The organism is Epilithonimonas sp. UC225_85 (assembly GCF_042695135.1).
Taxonomy (GTDB): Bacteria; Bacteroidota; Bacteroidia; order Flavobacteriales; family Weeksellaceae; genus Epilithonimonas.
The window spans coordinates 2,198,725-2,216,213 of the sequence record NZ_CP170547.1; the positions used below are offsets into that span (position 1 = coordinate 2,198,725).

General features: G+C 35.4%; 17 protein-coding genes. 8 read left to right on the forward strand and 9 right to left on the reverse strand.

Features of this window, described 5'->3' with window-relative positions:
* Positions 1-29 precede the first annotated feature (29 nt).
* The 5 genes from ACFJGY_RS10155 to ACFJGY_RS10175 form a co-directional block, all read right to left on the reverse strand.
* On the reverse strand, positions 30-857 hold the full coding sequence (locus ACFJGY_RS10155; RefSeq protein ID WP_379963508.1) for an alpha/beta fold hydrolase: 828 nt from the start codon (positions 855-857) through the stop codon (positions 30-32).
* Between the two features lie 103 nt (positions 858-960).
* Positions 961-3,360 carry a hypothetical protein gene (locus ACFJGY_RS10160; protein ID WP_379963510.1) on the reverse strand — a complete coding sequence of 800 codons (2,400 nt, stop codon included), beginning with the start codon at positions 3,358-3,360 and terminating at the stop codon, positions 961-963.
* A gap of 105 nt (positions 3,361-3,465) precedes the next feature.
* Positions 3,466-5,685, reverse strand: coding sequence for an NADP-dependent isocitrate dehydrogenase (locus tag ACFJGY_RS10165; protein ID WP_379963512.1), 2,220 nt, complete (start codon positions 5,683-5,685; stop codon positions 3,466-3,468).
* Between the two features lie 141 nt (positions 5,686-5,826).
* Complete coding sequence (locus ACFJGY_RS10170; RefSeq protein WP_379963514.1) at positions 5,827-6,939, reverse strand: hypothetical protein; 1,113 nt, start codon at positions 6,937-6,939, stop codon at positions 5,827-5,829.
* Positions 6,940-6,942: 3 nt separating this feature from the next.
* Entirely contained in the window at positions 6,943-7,392 is a 450-nt protein-coding gene (locus ACFJGY_RS10175) for a T9SS type A sorting domain-containing protein (RefSeq protein ID WP_379963516.1), read from the reverse strand.
* A 94-nt stretch (positions 7,393-7,486) separates the two neighbouring features.
* Here ACFJGY_RS10175 and tpx point away from each other — a divergent pair, with 94 nt between their 5' ends.
* Complete coding sequence (gene tpx / locus ACFJGY_RS10180; RefSeq protein WP_379963518.1) at positions 7,487-7,984, forward strand: thiol peroxidase; 498 nt, start codon at positions 7,487-7,489, stop codon at positions 7,982-7,984.
* Between the two features lie 66 nt (positions 7,985-8,050).
* A complete protein-coding gene (locus ACFJGY_RS10185; protein WP_379963520.1) occupies positions 8,051-8,623 on the forward strand; it encodes a Crp/Fnr family transcriptional regulator in 573 nt (190 codons plus the stop codon).
* A gap of 77 nt (positions 8,624-8,700) precedes the next feature.
* On the opposite strand, the gene tatC is transcribed toward ACFJGY_RS10185, so the two are convergent.
* Both tatC and ACFJGY_RS10195 read right to left on the reverse strand, forming a co-directional pair.
* Complete coding sequence (gene tatC / locus ACFJGY_RS10190; protein ID WP_379963522.1) at positions 8,701-9,528, reverse strand: twin-arginine translocase subunit TatC; 828 nt, start codon at positions 9,526-9,528, stop codon at positions 8,701-8,703.
* A 76-nt stretch (positions 9,529-9,604) separates the two neighbouring features.
* Positions 9,605-10,564, reverse strand: a complete 960-nt coding sequence (locus tag ACFJGY_RS10195; RefSeq protein ID WP_379963524.1) for an SIS domain-containing protein — start codon at positions 10,562-10,564, stop codon at positions 9,605-9,607.
* 174 nt (positions 10,565-10,738) lie between these two features.
* On the opposite strand from ACFJGY_RS10195, the gene recQ reads away from it, so the two are divergent.
* The 5 genes from recQ to ACFJGY_RS10220 are packed head-to-tail and all read left to right on the forward strand — an operon-like array spanning position 10,739 to position 15,074.
* Complete coding sequence (recQ, locus tag ACFJGY_RS10200) at positions 10,739-12,949, forward strand: DNA helicase RecQ (RefSeq protein ID WP_379963526.1); 2,211 nt, start codon at positions 10,739-10,741, stop codon at positions 12,947-12,949.
* A gap of 17 nt (positions 12,950-12,966) precedes the next feature.
* Complete coding sequence (locus ACFJGY_RS10205) at positions 12,967-13,212, forward strand: hypothetical protein (protein ID WP_379963528.1); 246 nt, start codon at positions 12,967-12,969, stop codon at positions 13,210-13,212.
* Positions 13,197-13,532: a hypothetical protein gene (locus ACFJGY_RS10210; protein ID WP_379963530.1), complete on the forward strand. Its 336-nt coding sequence runs from the start codon at positions 13,197-13,199 to the stop codon at positions 13,530-13,532. The genes ACFJGY_RS10205 and ACFJGY_RS10210 overlap by 16 nt, the downstream gene beginning before the upstream one ends.
* Positions 13,529-14,599, forward strand: a complete 1,071-nt coding sequence (locus tag ACFJGY_RS10215; protein ID WP_379963532.1) for a glycosyltransferase — start codon at positions 13,529-13,531, stop codon at positions 14,597-14,599. The genes ACFJGY_RS10210 and ACFJGY_RS10215 overlap by 4 nt, the downstream gene beginning before the upstream one ends.
* Positions 14,600-14,624: 25 nt before the next feature.
* Positions 14,625-15,074 carry a hypothetical protein gene (locus tag ACFJGY_RS10220; protein ID WP_379963534.1) on the forward strand — a complete coding sequence of 150 codons (450 nt, stop codon included), beginning with the start codon at positions 14,625-14,627 and terminating at the stop codon, positions 15,072-15,074.
* A 24-nt stretch (positions 15,075-15,098) separates the two neighbouring features.
* On the opposite strand, the gene ACFJGY_RS10225 is transcribed toward ACFJGY_RS10220, so the two are convergent.
* On the reverse strand, positions 15,099-15,515 hold the full coding sequence (locus ACFJGY_RS10225; RefSeq protein WP_379963536.1) for an NUDIX domain-containing protein: 417 nt from the start codon (positions 15,513-15,515) through the stop codon (positions 15,099-15,101).
* A 33-nt stretch (positions 15,516-15,548) separates the two neighbouring features.
* Positions 15,549-16,223, reverse strand: coding sequence for a tRNA (5-methylaminomethyl-2-thiouridine)(34)-methyltransferase MnmD (gene mnmD, locus ACFJGY_RS10230; protein ID WP_379963538.1), 675 nt, complete (start codon positions 16,221-16,223; stop codon positions 15,549-15,551).
* An 83-nt stretch (positions 16,224-16,306) separates the two neighbouring features.
* Here mnmD and ACFJGY_RS10235 point away from each other — a divergent pair, with 83 nt between their 5' ends.
* Positions 16,307-17,377: a branched-chain amino acid aminotransferase gene (locus ACFJGY_RS10235; RefSeq protein ID WP_379963540.1), complete on the forward strand. Its 1,071-nt coding sequence runs from the start codon at positions 16,307-16,309 to the stop codon at positions 17,375-17,377.
* The last annotated feature ends 112 nt before the right edge of the window (positions 17,378-17,489 follow it).

The window sequence follows — 17,489 nt, forward strand, 5'->3', positions numbered from 1 at the left end:
CTTTTATTATTTTTAAGTATATCAATCAATTAACCTCTTAGGAAATTAATCAGAATTTGATTCAATTCATCGGCGTTAGTGACGTTCAATCCGTGTGGTGCGCCGGAAATCACGTAATATTGATTATTTGCAATTCCTTTAGCTGCCTGTTCACCTGCAGTTGCTATAGGTACAACTTTATCATCATCACCGTGAACGATCAAAGTCGGAACTGTTACATTTTGAAGCTCCGGACGGAAATCTGTATTCGCCCAACTCTCCGCACTTTTCAAAGTAGCAATAGGGGAAGCCTGAGAAGCAATGCTCCAGTCATAATTTAATTGAGCCTGACTTACCGATTGTGACAGCAGTCCATAATTGTAGAAATCCTTATGGAAGCTTTCCAGAAAAGTAACACGGTCTGTTTTTACGCTTTCCAAAATAGTATCTAACTTTTCCTGAGGAACGCCATCTGGATTATCGTCTTTTTGTTTTACTACTGGAATAATTGAGGATATCAAGGCAACTTTATCCACATTATCGGAACCGTAATTCGTTAGGAAACGAACCACTTCTCCGCCACCCATTGAGAAACCTACCAAAACAACATTCTGGAGATCCAGTTGAGTGATTAATTCCAAAAGGTCTTCTGTAAGGGAATTATAATCATATCTATCCAACGTTGGCTGAGATTTTCCGAATCCTTTTCTGTCATAAGTAATGACACGATAACCGGCCTCTAGCAATGCAGGAACCTGTAACTCCCAGGATTTTCCGCTAAGTGGCCAGCCGTGAATAAGAATAACTGGTTGTCCTTGTCCGTGATCTTCGTAATAAATGCTGTAATTTTTGTCAACTGATTTGGTAATGTAAGGCATAATGCTAAATTTTTTGTATTAATATTTGATTATTTTTAACCAAACATCAGACCACAAAAAAAGACCTTCTAATAAAGAAAGTCTTTTTAATATTTTTTAACATTTACTTTATAATCTCATTATAGTACAGCATTTTGTCATTTTTATCAAAACTGATAATCGTGATTTCCCGATTTTTTGCTTCATCATTATTAAAGAATTTTGCTCTTGGCGCAAGACCTCCATCTTCGGAAAGTGAAGGATTCCAATACAATGTTTCGCGGGTATCTTTGGTTACTTTTTTGTAGGCATCACCTGTGATGTCCGGCAGTTCAAATTCTACAGATTTGTCGTAACCTTTAAGAACTAACTTATTCACCTTTTCCACGTTTTTATCTTCCTCTGCTATCATATCGCCTCTTCTTGTATAGATTGCGATTGCGTTACCCACCAAACCGTCATTTTTCAAAACTTTTACCATTGCAATACTACTAATCGGAAGAGAACTGATCATACTTGCATCAACAGGCATTTCGTCGAGATATAAGCTTGCCTGCGAACCTCTGATGCTTGGGATATAGTTTCCACTGCTATCCATCGTGAAAGTCAGTCCGGCAGCTCGTCCTTGCAGCCATTGTAAAATGTTCTGCGAAGTCTGTGCATCTTTATTTTCATTGACAAGATCAAAAATAGTAGCATTCATACTGCTGAATTTGCCACTTGATAACTTTTTATCGAGCTCATCTTTTTTATCTACTTTTTTCGCAACTACCTTTACTTCTTCAATCTGTGTTTCTTTGTTGAAATCATCAATTCCCTGTCTGTTTCTTCTATTCTGAAGAGCTTTTGCAACCGCCGGATCAGCGGGAACACTCTTATCATTTACCAAGTGATAATTAGTGGTAGGCAAAGGATTTTTCATCGGAACATTGGTCACCAAAGCCTGAAAATTGATATTCAGGTTATCTGTATCCGAAGATTGTTTTTTGTCTTTGTTAAGGTAATAAGTTATGGTCAAAGGTTCATCAAAATAGATGTTATCCAGATATATAAAACCATTATCATCTGTGACAGCGGGAACAAAATTCTTATCGGATTTTTCGGTTTTCAATAGTAAACTGATATTTTTGTTTGGAATAAAACGTCCGTTGTTGGTTACTTTCCCTTTGAAAGAAAGATTTTTCTGAGGTTTGTAATTAAAATCCGGAGTTTTACCTGCCAGAAGAGATTCCCAATCAAAACGTTTCCATTTTTCTGAAATTAATAAAGCATCAATCCCTTCCGGATTTGAGTTTTTTTCGAAATACTGAGAAGGATTGAAAATTGAGGAAGTGAAATCTCCCGTCAGCCATTTTGCACTTAGGATTGTGTTCTCGTTTTTATTTTCGGTAGTATTGTTTTCCTTTACCAAAACTGTGTAATGTAAATAATCTTCATTTGGTTCAATATCAAAACTGTTGAAAGCACGCAGCTCATTATTCATTGATAAGGCTAAAGTCGGCTCGTCAAGATTTAGTTTTTTTGGATTGATGAAAAAGAGTCTTTGTGCGGCAACATTTTGTTTTTCGTCGAAGATTGTAAGATTCAAAACTGATGTTTCATCATTGCTGACTTTATTTGGAATTTGACTTGAAGCTTCACTTGCAGTCGTTTTTATATTAGCTCTGTAAACCAACTGATTATTAATGGTCCCGACAATTGTATAGCCTTGAAAACCTTGTGTCAGGTTTGCCCCTTTAAGCTTATAATTAATGCCTTTTTCATCACCCGTTAACTGAAGATTGATTCCGGAATTTGAAACTGCTGGTAAGGGGATTGTTTGTTTCGCACCTTTATTATCTTCGATGATCGCTTTATAAATTTTTCCAATTTTTGGAGTGATTGTAAATGCGCTTACATTCTGATCAAGACTTTTGAACGTTGCCAATTTTTCATTTGGTTTTTCCTGATCGATGACATAGCCGCTCCAGGATGTTGGAGGAACGCCTTGCGAATATAATCTGACAGCAACTTTAGTCGGGATATTATCGATGAAAGTTCCGCTTTCCGGGAAAACACTGGCGGTCCATTTTGTGTTTTTATCGAGAACTAATTTCTGTTCAGAATTCGGATTGTAAATGGGAACCTGCTTCATAAAATTGAATTCTTCCGGGAAATTCGCCATCCAGGTTGTGTAAGCTCTAACAAAGTAAATATCTTCATTAAGGAAATCATTCAGTACAAAAGTTCCGTCGCCCTCGCCGTCTTTAAGGAAAACGGTTTTCTTATCAACCAGATTTTTGTTGTGATCGTACAATTCTACAAAAAGTGTATTGGAAATGGTTGAACGTCCATAACCATTGAAGACGAATGACTTAAAATAGATGTTGTCGCCAACTACATATTTGTCTTTGTCTAGAAGAAGATAGACCTTTTCCTGAGTGTAATTTTGTTCCAGATTCTGGATTGCTTTATCTATTTTGTCTTGTGCATTAAACAAAGACATCCCAACAACATAAAGAAAAAAAATGAAGATTTTTTTCATATCAAAAAGCTTATTATGATTGATTTTAAATTCTTTCTGCAAATTAATTAAACAAAAGAAAACCCTCAACATTTGTCAAGGGTTTTATATAATATTTAACACGGTTTAGATCCCGTTCACTATTGTATTAAGTGTTTCAGAAGGTCTCATCGCCACATCTGTCTTTTGGAAATCCGGTTTGTAGTACCCATCGATCTCTTGTGGTTTACCCTGAGAACCGATCAACTCTTCATTGATTTTGGTTTCGTTTTCTGTCAATGCTTTTGCAACAGGCGCAAATTTGGCAGCGATTTTAGCATCTTTGGTTTGATTTGCCAAAGCCTCTGCCCAATAAGTAGCCAAATAGAAATGTGAACCTCTGTTGTCAATTGTTCCCAATTTTCTTCCAGGAGATTTGTCTTCTGCTAAGAATTTTGCATTAGCCTCATCCAAAGCATCTGCCAAGATTTGAGCTTTTGTATTGTTCTGGGTCTGAGCAAGATGTTCCAAAGAAGCCTGCAAAGCCAGAAACTCACCAAGAGAATCCCAACGCAGGTAACCCTCCTCGATAAACTGCTCAATGTGTTTAGGAGCAGAACCGCCGGCTCCGGTTTCGAATAAGCCGCCGCCGTTCATCAATGGAACGATAGACAACATTTTTGCAGAAGTTCCAAGTTCAAGAATAGGGAATAGGTCGGTCAGATAATCTCTCAAAACGTTTCCTGAAACTGAGATTGTATCTTTACCCTCTCTTGCTCTTTCAAGCGTTTCCGTCATTGCATCTTTTACATCAAGGATTTTGATATCAAGTCCTGTTGTATCATAATTTTCAAGATACTTCTCCACTTTCTTGATCATTTCCCTGTCGTGCGCTCTGGCTTTGTCCAACCAGAAAATTGCCGGTGTATCAGATAATCTAGCTCTGTTCACAGCCAGTTTTACCCAATCCTGAATTGGCGCATCTTTGGTCTGACACATTCTGAAGATATCAAATTTCTCAACTTTTTGCTCAAGTAAAGTATTTCCGTTTTTGTCAAGAACTTTAATCGTTCCGTCTGCTTCTGCCTGGAAAGTTTTGTCGTGGGATCCATATTCTTCAGCTTTTTGCGCCATTAACCCAACGTTTGGAACAGAACCCATAGTTTTAGGGTCAAGTGCTCCGTTTTTCTTCATATCATCAATTGCTGCCTGATAGAATCCAGCGTACGAACGATCTGGGATAATTGCTACTGTGTCTTCTTCAGCACCAGCTTTATCCCACATTTTTCCGCCATTTCTGATGAGTGCTGCCATAGACGCATCTACGATGATGTCAGAAGGAACGTGGAAATTCGTGATTCCTTTGTCAGAATTTACCATTGCCACTTTTGGACCTTCAGAAAGAGTTTTATCAATGTCAGCCTTGATTTCCGCTTCTTGAGGGATTCCGGCAATTTTATCGTAAAGATTCTGTAATCCGTTGTTTGGATTTACATCCAGTTCTTTGAAAATATCTTTATGTTTATCAAAAACATTTTTGAAGAAAGTTTCTACGATTGCTCCGAAGATAATCGGGTCAGAAACCTTCATCATTGTTGCTTTCAGGTGAGCCGAAAGAATCACACCTCTTCGTTTAGCTTCTTCAATCGCTTCCTGAACAAAAGCTTTCAAGGAATTGATATTCAAAACAGAAGAATCGATCACTTCGCCAGCTTTAAGTGGAGCGAGTTCTTTCAAAACTTTTTCCGATCCGTCATTTCCAAAGAATACAATTTTGAATTTTGAATCATTTTCTATCGTTACAGACGTTTCTGTTCCGTAGAAATCGCCTTGTTCCATATTGGCAACATCTGTTTTGCTGTCAGATGCCCAAGCTCCCATTTTGTGTGGATTAGCCTTAGCATAATTTTTAACAGCTTTAGGCGCACGTCTGTCAGAATTTCCTTCTCTTAGAACTGGATTAACAGCAGAACCTAGAACTTTAGCGTATTTAGCTTTGATTGCTTTTTCTTCTTCAGTTTTTGGTTCGGCAGGATAATTTGGAACTGCGAAACCTTTAGCTTGTAATTCTGCAATTGCCTCTTCTAATTGAGGCGCAGAAGCAGAAATATTTGGTAATTTAATAATGTTAGCTTCCGGAGTTGTTGCCAATTCTCCCAATTCAGAAAGAGCATCTCCAATTTTTTGGTCATCCGTCAAGAACTCTGGAAAGTTAGCCAAGATTCTCCCTGAAAGTGAAATGTCTTTTGGAACGATGTTAACGTCTGCAACCGAAGTAAAAGCCTTAACGATAGGCAAAAAAGAATGTGTTGCAAGCATCGGCGCTTCATCCGTAAGCGTGTAGATAATTTTTGATTTTTCTGACATTATAGTAGTTGATTTTATTTACTGTTTTTTCAAAACATACAAATTTAGTGTTTTTATAATAATTTTCTAATATCAGAAATATGATTTTTGAGTGTTTTTCTTGTTAATTAAAATTAAAAAAGAGGCATTTGCCTCTTAAATTTATATTTGTGTAATTGTATAAGTTCCAGTTGCATCAAAATTAATACTAAATTCAAGTTTGAAATTTTTAGGTGTTGATGTTAAATTAGGAATTAAAATGTATGAACCGTTAATGTCAAAGTTTCCATCACTTAAATTATCTCCCAAAGTTTCTTGTATGCCAGAATTTGATGGCATTGTTATATTCATTCCGTTAAAATTCGAAGATGTTACACCACTTATATTTATAGAAAATTTATTAGTAGAAGTATTATAGGTAATTGCAGATGTTGTTATTCCAGATGATGATGAATTACTTGAAACATAAACTGAAGGACTAATGTTTTCTACTTTTACATTTGCCCAATTTCCATAATCTATAACAGCAATTCTGTAAAAACCATTAGAAGAAACATTAATGCTGTTCCCGTTGATAACCAAAGAGCTTTGGTTATCAACGCCATAAGTTTGTGCTGAAGTATTTTGAGCTGTAATAAATTTAAGCTGAGTGTTTGAAGGTAAATATTTATAACCATACTTTGTACTTGCATTTCTCATTAACTCTGCAATAGAAGCATTGAAGTTATTATAAGTTCCATATACATATAAATTTGTAGGAACTGTAAAACTTGAAGAAGAACTTGTGGGTAAGCTCAATGTTCCTGAGTCATTTACATTCAAAGTATAATTAGTTCCATTTGGAGAAACCAAAGTAATTCCTTGTCCTGCACCAGTTACAACCGTTTTACTAACCTGAGAATAAGGCACACTCATCAACTGGTTCACACCAACATTAGTATAATTACTTCCGCCAGCTGGGTCCATTTCAACTTTTACAAATTTGGGATTAGTTCCCCAATTAATTCCGCCGAAGTTTCCTGTTGTTGCAGTTCCTTGTCCGATATTAAGATTAACCAAACCTTTGGAATTGGTAGTTTTTGTATGTGTTTCAGTATATAATACAGTTCCGGTTGCAGAATTATCCAAGATGCTGATTCTTAAATTCACATTTCCATTGGCAATCGGCGCACCAGCCGAATTGAAAGCAATCGTTTGATAACTAAAAGCCTGTGGAACCTGAGAATACATTAATGAAGTTAAAAATAAGCTTAGTGTTATGTAGAGTTTTTTCATTGGTTATTTTTTAATAATTTTTATAGGTTGGATATTTGAGTTTTTTAATTTTAGCAGATAAATGCCTTTACTTAGAGATCGTAAATCTAATCTGTCTTCGGTAATTTTTGGTTGAGAAATTAGTTTCCCGGAAAGGTCGTAAATCTCTGCCGTTTCTAATTTTACTTTAGAATTTAATTTAAGAAATACATAATCTGCAGTTGGATTGGGATAAATTTTAACAGATTCATTCTCGGCTTCGTTTATTCCTAAAACCTTTAAAGTTGTCTGGTAAAAAATTCCCATTGTTCCCGAGTTTGCATCATCCGGATTATTTGGAATCACATAAATTTCTCCAACCGAATGTGCAAAATTAGAACCGGAAACAGCACCGGAATTTATATTTCCGATTACCGATTGAGCCATTCCGAAAAAGGGAAGAAAAAGAAAAATGGTTAAATAGTTTTTATTCATATTTGAGTTAATTTTTGAGGTCGCTAAAATATAAAATTTGCTGATGCGAAATAAAAATATTTAACTAATTTTGAGTTCAAATAAAAATAGAACAATGTCACAAATTACATTCAAAGGAAATCCTATTAATACTGTTGGCTCTTTGCCGGAAGTTGGAACTGTTGCTCAGGAATTTACATTGGTTGGTGCAGATCTTTCCGAAAAGCATTTGGCCGATTATACAGGAAAAAAAGTCTTACTAAATATCTTCCCAAGCATCGACACTGGTGTTTGTGCAGCGTCTGCAAGAGAATTCAATAAAGAAGCGAGTTCTTTGGAAAACACAGTCGTCATCAATGTTTCCAGAGATTTACCTTTCGCTTTAAACAGATTTTGTGCTGCAGAAGGTCTTGATAATGTAGAAGTCCTTTCAGATTTCAGAGGTAATTTTGGTGAAGATTATGGTGTGACACTTAGTGATTCTCCATTGAGAGGATTGTTGAGCAGAGCTGTAGTGGCTTTGGACGAAACAGGAAAAGTAATCTACACAGAGCAAGTTCCGGAAATAGGGCAGGAACCGAATTATGCTGAAGCTGTTAACGCTTTGAAATAATTTCAAAAATAAATTACAAACTATAACGGAAAATCTATTATTTTAGATTTTCCGTTTTTTTTATTTATGGAGGTTTTAAAAGATATTTATCAGCATCCGGCTTTTTCAGAAGAAGATTTGAAATTAATTTTTGATAAGCACGAAAAATTGAGCTTTAAAAAAGGTGATTTTTTCCTTAGAGAAAATGAAGTGTCAAATTCTTATTTTGTATTAGAAAGCGGCGTTGTCCGTTCTTTCGTTTATGACATTGATAATAATGACATCAGTATCAATTTCTTTACACAAGCCGATATTGTTATAGAAGCATCTTCTATTTTTCAAAGGATTCCTTCTATGGAAAATATTCAGGCAGAGACAGACTGTGTGGTTTGGAAAATAGATTATGAAGATTTTCAGGAATTATTTCTGAACATTTCTGCACTTACAGAATGGGGAAGAGCCTGGATGTCTTATCAACTATTTTACCTGAAACAACGTTCTGTGGAAATGATAACCAGATCTGCAACAGAACGTTATATAGATTTAATTCAATCAAAACCTGATGTGCTGAAGTTTGCGCCTCTTAAGAATATCGCTTCCTATTTGGGAATCACAGATACCTCTCTTAGTAGAATTAGAAAGGAAATCGTGAAAGGATAAACCTTGAAGTTTTTTATTAATAAAAAAATCAGCAATACTAATATTGCTGATTTTTAATTTTATAAAGTATTCGGAAATTACGGTTTTGTAAGATCTTTATTTAGGTTTTGCTTCTGCATTTTTTTGTAGATCACATTAGACATAATGACGCTTATCTCATACAGCAAAACCAACGGAAGCGCTGCCGCCATCATACTTAGAACGTCTGCAGGAGTAATAATTGCTGCAACTACCATAATCAAAACAATAGCGTGACGTCTGTAAGTTCGTAAGAATTTCGGGGTCAATATTCCAATGGATGTCAAAATATAAACGGCTATCGGGAAAAGAAAAACAACGCCCATTCCCATTGTTACCTGTAAAAATAGAGTAGTGTAATCTGATAAATCGAATAATTGAACGATATTATCAGAAACTTTGAACAACAATCCGAAATTAATAGCAAAAGGCAGAATCAAAAAATAACCTGTCAATACGCCAAGCATAAAAAGAATCCATACAGAATTGATGTAGAAAATAGAGTTTTTCTTTTCAGCCGGCATAAGAGCTGGACTGATGAACCTCCAGATTTCCCATACAATATAAGGAAAAGCCAAAACAACACCTGAAAAAATGGAAACAGCCATCATCACGTTGAACTGCTGAAATAACTGTTTCTGCTGAACACTGAATTTCGCCGGCAATATAAAGCTGTCTGCTCCTGTCAGTTCTCTGGAAAAATGATTCACAATCCGGAAAGTCAAAAAATCACTCCTTGTGGGACCAAAAAATATATGATCCATCACCCAATTGATATTAAAACCAACAATAATTGCCAGAATAATAATCGCTAAAATAGATCTTACCAAATGAGATCTTAACTCGCCAATATGCCCAAGAAAGGACATTTCTTTTTCTTCACTCATTATTTATAAATGATAAATGATTATTGATAAACGATTCCAAAATTAATCTTTTATCTTTATTCTTTTCTCTTGTTTTTTAATTAATTCCTTCGTCCAGCAATTTATGAATATCAATGATGCCATAATACTGTTCTTCGTCTGTAACCACCAACTGTCCGATGTTATATTCTTTCAAAATCTGCATAGCTTCTTTTGCAAGCTTGTTTTTATCGATAGTTTTAGGATTTTTGCTAATGATGTCAGACGCCTTGACTTTCGAAATGTCATCCTGATTCAGAAGCATTCTTCGGATGTCGCCATCTGTGATCACACCGACTATTTTTCCGTTTTCCACCACAACAGTAATCCCGTGTTTGGACCCGCTGACAGAGATGATGACATCTCTTATTGATGTTTCCAGAGTAACTTCCGGTTTATTATTAGAAACAAATTGTTCCACTTTTGCAGTGAGATTTTTTCCAAGACTCCCGCCCGGATGAAATTTTGCAAAATCTATTTCTTTAAAGTCTTTCAACTCCATCAGACAAATTGCCAAAGCATCACCCAAAGCCATTTGAACAGTAGTAGAGCTGGTTGGAGCTAGCTTATTTGGACAAGCTTCTTTATCCACATGAGTATTCAAAACAATGTCGGCTGCTTTTGCCAGTTTACTTTCCACATTTCCTGTCATTGCAATGAGAGCGGAAGAGTATTCCTTAAGAAAAGGCAAAAGATTAACAATCTCCGGCGAGTTTCCGGAATAGGAAATACATAAAACAACATCTTGTTTCTGGATTACTCCAAGATCGCCGTGAATAGCCTCTGCTGCATGTAGAAATTGGGAAGGTGTTCCCGTAGAATTGAGCGTTGCAACAATCTTATTCGCAACGTGTGCAGATTTACCAATGCCGACTACGATTAGTTTTCCCTTGACTTCGTTGATGGTCAAAACCGATTTTATAAAACTATCATTCAGCCGGTTTCGCAGGCCTGTAAGTTCGCTTATTTCAATATCAAGCGCCTGATGCGCAGTAAACAGAATTTCTTTTGGATCCAAAATTTAAAATGTTTTATTATTTTTTTTAATAATATTAATTTTGTATCTTCACTTCAATAATTGGAAATCATGAAATGAAGTTTAAGCTTCATTTTTTTATCTAAAAAAACTAAAAATTATCGATAATTTGTATAACCTTTAATAATATGCAAATTTAGCAAACAATATCAAAGGATGGACACAAAAGACATCAACTTATCTGCCGAACTGAAAAAATATTTTGGATTTTCTAAATTTAAAGGCCAGCAAGAACAGATCATAACAGAACTTCTGGATGGTAAAGATATTTTTGTTCTAATGCCTACTGGTGGAGGAAAATCACTTTGTTATCAGCTGCCTGCACTTATTTCCGAAGGCACAGCGATTGTAGTTTCTCCATTGATTGCCTTGATGAAAAATCAGGTGGACGCTGTAAACGGATTATCTTCTGATGAAGGGGTAGCTCATGTTCTCAATTCCTCTCTTAATAAAACACAGACAAAACAGGTGATGGACGATATCACTGCCGGTAAAACCAAATTACTATACGTTGCTCCGGAATCTCTTATAAAGGAAGAATATGTCGATTTTCTGAAAGATGTCAAAATTTCTTTCGTAGCAATAGATGAAGCGCACTGTATCTCAGAATGGGGACACGATTTTCGCCCAGAATATCGAAATCTAAAGGGTATTATTGATAAAATCGCAAATGTTCCGGTAATTGCACTTACTGCAACGGCAACACCAAAAGTACAGGATGACATCCAGAAAACTCTTGGAATGAACAACGCCTTGGTTTTCAAAGAAAGTTTCAACAGAGCAAATTTGTTTTACGAGATCCGTCCGAAAGTAAATGTCGATAAGGAAATTGTAAGATTCATCAATCAGCATAAAGGAAAATCCGGAATTGTCTATTGCCTCAGTCGTAGAAAAGTGGAAGAATTTTCCCAGCTTTTACAGGTTAATGGGATCAATGCATTGCCTTATCACGCTGGATTGGATCAGAAAACAAGAGTTCTGCATCAAGATAAATTTCTGATGGAAGAAGCGGATGTAATCGTTGCAACCATTGCTTTCGGAATGGGAATTGATAAACCCGATGTAAGATTTGTAATCCATTACGATATCCCAAAATCTCTGGAAAGTTATTATCAGGAAACCGGTCGTGCCGGAAGAGATGGAGGCGAAGGTTATTGTTTAGCTTTTTACGATCCAAAAGATATCGAAAAACTTGAAAAATTTCTTGCTCAAAAACCAGTTTCCGAGAGAGAAATCGGACTTCAACTTTTGAATGAAGTCGTTGGTTATGCAGAAACGTCGATGAGCAGAAGACAATATCTTCTTTACTATTTTGGGGAGATATTTGACCCTGTAAAAGGAGAAGGCGCATTAATGTGCGATAATTCCCAAAATCCACCAACATTAAAAGATGCTACAAAAGACCTGAAAAAGGTCTTGGAAATGATAAAAGTTTTGGGTGAAAAATTCAAGACTAAAGATCTTATTTCCTTGATTAGGGGTAAAGAATCTGCTGTTACCAAATCTTATAAACTGGAACAGACAGAATATTTCGGTTTCGGAAAATCTGAAAGTGACAACTATTGGAAATCGATTATAAGACAAGCAACCGTTCAGGATTATCTTAAAAAAGACATCGAAACTTATGGTGTGTTAAAGGTTTCCGAAAAAGGTCAGGAAGTCATCAGCGGAAAATCAAAAAATACTTTCCAAATCGCTGAAGACAGAGAATATGACCTTGCACAATCCAAAACAAAAGCTGACAATGAGCAGGTCCAGATTCAGGCCGGAGGCGGTCTTGACCAATTATTATTCGGGCAGTTAAAAGATCTTAGAAAAACGGTTGCCAAAAAATACGGCATCCCGCCTTACACAGTTTTTATGGATCCCAGCCTGGAAGATATGACGGTTCAGTATCCTGTTTCAGTAGAAGAAGTAGCGAAAATCTATGGCGTTGGCGAAGGAAAAGCGAAAAAATACGGTAAAGACTTTGCAGAATTTATCAAAAAATATGTTGAAGAAAACGAGATCGAAAGAACGCAGGACACTGTTATAAAACAAGTAGCGAACAAATCCAGCCACAAAGTATTCATCATCCAGAATACGGATAAAAAAATTGATCTGGAAGATATTGCAAAAGCTAAAAACCTGACGATGACAGAATTGCTTTCTGAAATGGAAAGTATCATCTATCAAGGCACAAAACTGAATATAGACTATTACGTTAATGAAAATTTTGACGAAGATATTGTTGAAGAGTTTATGGATTTTATGAAAAATTCTGAAAGTGATAGTATGAAAACGCTCCTTTCAGAATATGGCGATGATCTTACTGATGAAGAAGTAAGAATCCTGAGAATCAAATTCATAAGTGATATTGCAAATTAATTTTAAAATCAAAGGAAATGAATTCTGACCTTGTTCATAAAAAAAATGAACTTCTGCTTTGGATCTCCGATTTGCAGGATGAAAATATGGTTTCAAAATTATTGGAAATAAAAAATAATTTGAATCTTCCTGCATCTATAAACGAATCAAAAGCGGAATATGCTGTGAAAGATGATTTTGAAAAACGATGGGAAAAAGGTTTGACTTCTGAACAATCCAGAGAAGAGACAAAGAGAAGAATCAAAGAATGGTGGGGAAAATAGAAATTATTTATTCTCAAAATTTTATAGATTATATTGATGAATTAACGCTTGTATTGTATAAATTAAACTATTTTAGTTTTTTAGAAAGTGCATATCAATACACAGATAAAATTTATGATTTTGTCGATGAAAATATTGACAAACCAATTTCTAAACATTCACCCAAAAGCTTCCAAAAATTTGGAGAATTTTATATAAAATACAAGGCCAACGAAAATACAACCTGGTACATTTTTTTTGATAGAAAGGATCACCGTTTTCTCGTTACTCATATTTTGAATAATCATACAGAAAAATTTCCGGAATTATTTTTAGAATGAAAAAATCAATTATTTTCATATTGCCAGATCTGGAAACCGGTGGTGCAGAACGCATCATCACAACGATTGCAAACCATCTCCCAAGAGACAGATTTTCACCCTCGATTCTTTTATTGAGAAAAGAAGGTGCTTATCTCGATTTTTTAAAACCTGATGTTGAGATTATTGACATCCAGACACCTCGGATCAGACATTCTCTTAAACCAATTCTTCTGGAAATAAAACGCCGGAAACCGGATATAGTCTTTTCCGGTTTTGGGGAAGTCAATGCGTATTTATCATTATTTATTAAGCTTTTCCCGAATACAAAATTCATAGCAAGAGAGACCAATGTTGTTTCCCAGCACGTTACTAGAAAAGAAATCAGGTTTTTTTATAAATTTTATAATAATTATGATCGCATTATTGCGCAAAGCAATGATATGCAGACCGATTTGATTAACAACTTAGGAATCAGGAAACAAAAACTGGTCAAGATTAATAACCCTGTGGATGTAGATTTCATCGAAGAAAAACTGAAACTCTCCGAAAAGCCGGAAGAATTTTCTCCACAATACAAACACGTCATTGCCATTGGAAATCTCTCAGCCAGAAAAGGTTTTGATAATCTTTTGAAAGTGTTTTCCCGACTGAAGAATCAGAATATTCTGCTTCACATTCTTGGTGACGGGAAGGATAAGGAAGTACTTTTGCAGATGAAAGAAATGCTGGGACTGGATCACGTAATTTTTCACGGTAAAAAAAGCAATCCTTATCAATATCTGAAATTTGCAGATCTTTTCATTCTTTCTTCCAGATACGAAGGTTTCCCGAATGTACTCTTGGAAGCCGGAACCTGCGGCGTTTATGCATTGGCGAATAATTGCCCCGGCGGAATAGATGAAATCATTATCGATCAAATCAACGGGGAAATATCAAACATTGAAAATTATGATGATTTTGCCGAAAAGATCAAACACGCTTTACATAGAAACAACAACAAGGAAGATATCAAAGCTTCCATAAAATCTCGATTTTCAAAGGATATCATCCTGAAGAAATATGAAGATCTACTCTGGAATCTATAAAAAATTTGAACTAAATTGTAATATTATGAAACCGGCATTTATCGTAATTTCAATTTTAATATTATCATCTTGTAATGCTGTAAAACCTGGAGACAAAGTTCTAAACCAGGAAGTTCCTTATGAAGAAGCAAAAAATTATTTTGTAAAGAATAATGTTAATGCTGCTTTGGACAATCCAAAATTTGAAACTCAGCAGGATTTTGATAAAGTTTTCGGGATGGCGACAACAATGGGAGAGAGCGGAAAGCCAACACCAATAGATTTTTCAAAAGAATTTGCAGTGGCCCAGGTAGAAGACCCATCTACTCAGAAAGTTGAGCTCAAACCAGTTTCCATTAGAAAAAATGCTAATATTCTTGAAATTAAATACCGGAAAATTATTGGAGAAAATCAGTCATATACATCGCAGCATGCAATGATATTGATTATTGATAATAAATATAACGGAGATGTCAATTTTGTAAAAGTACAATAAATAAAAAAATTAAATTCCTGAAAATTATTTCAGGAATTTTTCTTTTGCCATATCAAAAACACGTTTGTCAATTGGCAGCGGAAAAGGATTTTCGCCTTCCAGAGAGAACCATTCTGTTTTCTCTATACAGGGATCGAGGATCAAAAGATCTTCTTCATTCAGGATTTCTGCGAGATAATAAATGGTTATCAATTGCTCATTATCCCGGAATCTGGAAACCAAAAAATCGTCTTGTGTGTAAAAATGTTCTGTCACATTAATATCAAGATTCAACTCTTCCTGGAACTCCCGCTTTAAACAATCAATCGTGCTTTCTCCGAACTCCAATCCGCCACCGGGTAATTTGATCAGGAAATCGCCGGCATATTCTTCGTGCAGTGCAAGGATCTTATTATCTTTTATACAAAGCGCATACACGCGGATGTTGATCTTATCTATCATAATTGTAATTTGGAATGTCTAATTTATGCAAAATTATTTTTTCCACGCATTTATCATTTCTCTTTTTCCCGGAGGTCCTTGTTTTTTCTCGACTTCAAAACCTAGTTCTATCAGATTTCTTCTTACGCTTCCTTTTGATGAATAAGTTGTCAGCAAGCCACCGGTTTTCATTTTAGAAGCAACGATTTCGAATAATTCCATTTCCCAGAGGTCAGGCTGCACTCTGGCCCCGAAACAATCAAAATAAACAAGATCGATAGGAGGAAGGTCTGTATTTTTGATCTCAAAGAAATCTTTCTTGAGTTTTGTCAGGGAAAAATCAGTCGTCAGTTTATTCGGGGTTTCCCATTCTAACTCGTGGATTTTCAGAGCCAAATCTTTTAAAAACTCATTCAAAAATAATTCAGAATAAGCAAGTTCTGATGCTTCATGCAAAAAAATCGGATATTTTTCTACCCCAAAATAATTGATCTTATGATTTTTATCATTTCTCAAATATTCATCAATTGTTACCAAAACGTTAAGACCTGTCCCAAAACCGAGTTCTAAAATATTAATTTCGTAATTATTTATTAAATTCAGTCCATTATTGATAAACACATGAATTGCTTCCTGCAATGCCCCATGTTTGGAATGGTAAGTTTCTTCTAAATCATTGATTAATAAAGTTTTACTACCATCTTTTGTAGATATTAATTCTCTTTTCAAAGTATTTTTTTACAAATTTAAACTAAATTTTTATTATTAAATATTTATTATATATTTGTAATACCTCAATTAAAATTTAAAAAATGATAATTCAAAAATCTACCAACCCAAGAATTTCTACATTTGATCCACAAAATTTCTCATTTGGGAACACTTTTATAGATCATATGATTATTTGTGAATATGAGAACGGAAAATGGGGGGATCTTCATTTGATTCCTTACGGACCAATAGGTTTTACCCCAGCAATGATGGGGGTGAACTATGGGCAAGCTTGTTTTGAGGGAATGAAAGCTTATAAGGATGATGACGGTCAGGTTTTTCTTTTCCGCCCGGAAAAAAACTTTCAGAGAATTAATAAATCTGCTAAAAGATTGGCAATCCCGGAAATTTCAGAAGAAATGTTTATGAATGGACTGAAAGCATTGGTGGATATTGACAGAGATTGGATCCCGCAGGGCGAAGGAATGTCACTTTATCTAAGACCATTGTTATTTGCTACAGAAGAGGCATTAAAAGCAAGAATATCAGAAAAATATATGTTTGCCATTGTTGCAACGCCGGCAAAAAATTATTACACAGCGCCGGTTTCTGTAAAAATTGCTGATCACTATTCCAGAGCTGCAAGCGGAGGTGTAGGTGCTGCAAAAGCTGCAGGAAACTACGCTGCATCGTTTTACCCGACACAATTGGCAATAGAAGAAGGTTATGATCAGGTGATCTGGACAGATGACTGTTCCCATGAGTATTTTGAGGAAAGCGGAACGATGAATGTTTTTGTAAGAATTAACGATACCATCTATACACCTAAAACGTCTGACAAAATTCTGGATGGCGTTACAAGAGACAGTTTCCTTCAACTTGCAGATAAAAGAGGAATTGATGTTGTTATTGGAAATGTAAAAGTTACTGATGTGGTAGAAGCGCAAAAAAATGGAACTTTGAAAGAAGTTTGGGGCGTTGGAACTGCGGTCGTAACAAGTATTTTTGAAGCATTAGGCTATCAGGGAGAACATTTGGAATTACCAAAACTTGCGCCTGGAGAAAGCTTTGCAGAACAGTTAAAAAATGATCTTGTAAATATCCAGACCAATAAAGCCGAAGATCCTTTTGGATGGAGAGTTTTGGTTGAAGAAAACGTATACAGTATATAGAATTAAATAAAAAGTAAATTGAAAAGCTGAAACCGGAAATATTATTTCCGGTTTTTGTTTTAATACCAAATAAGTCTGTGAAAATTCTTAATTTTGCAAAAGTTTTTTGAAG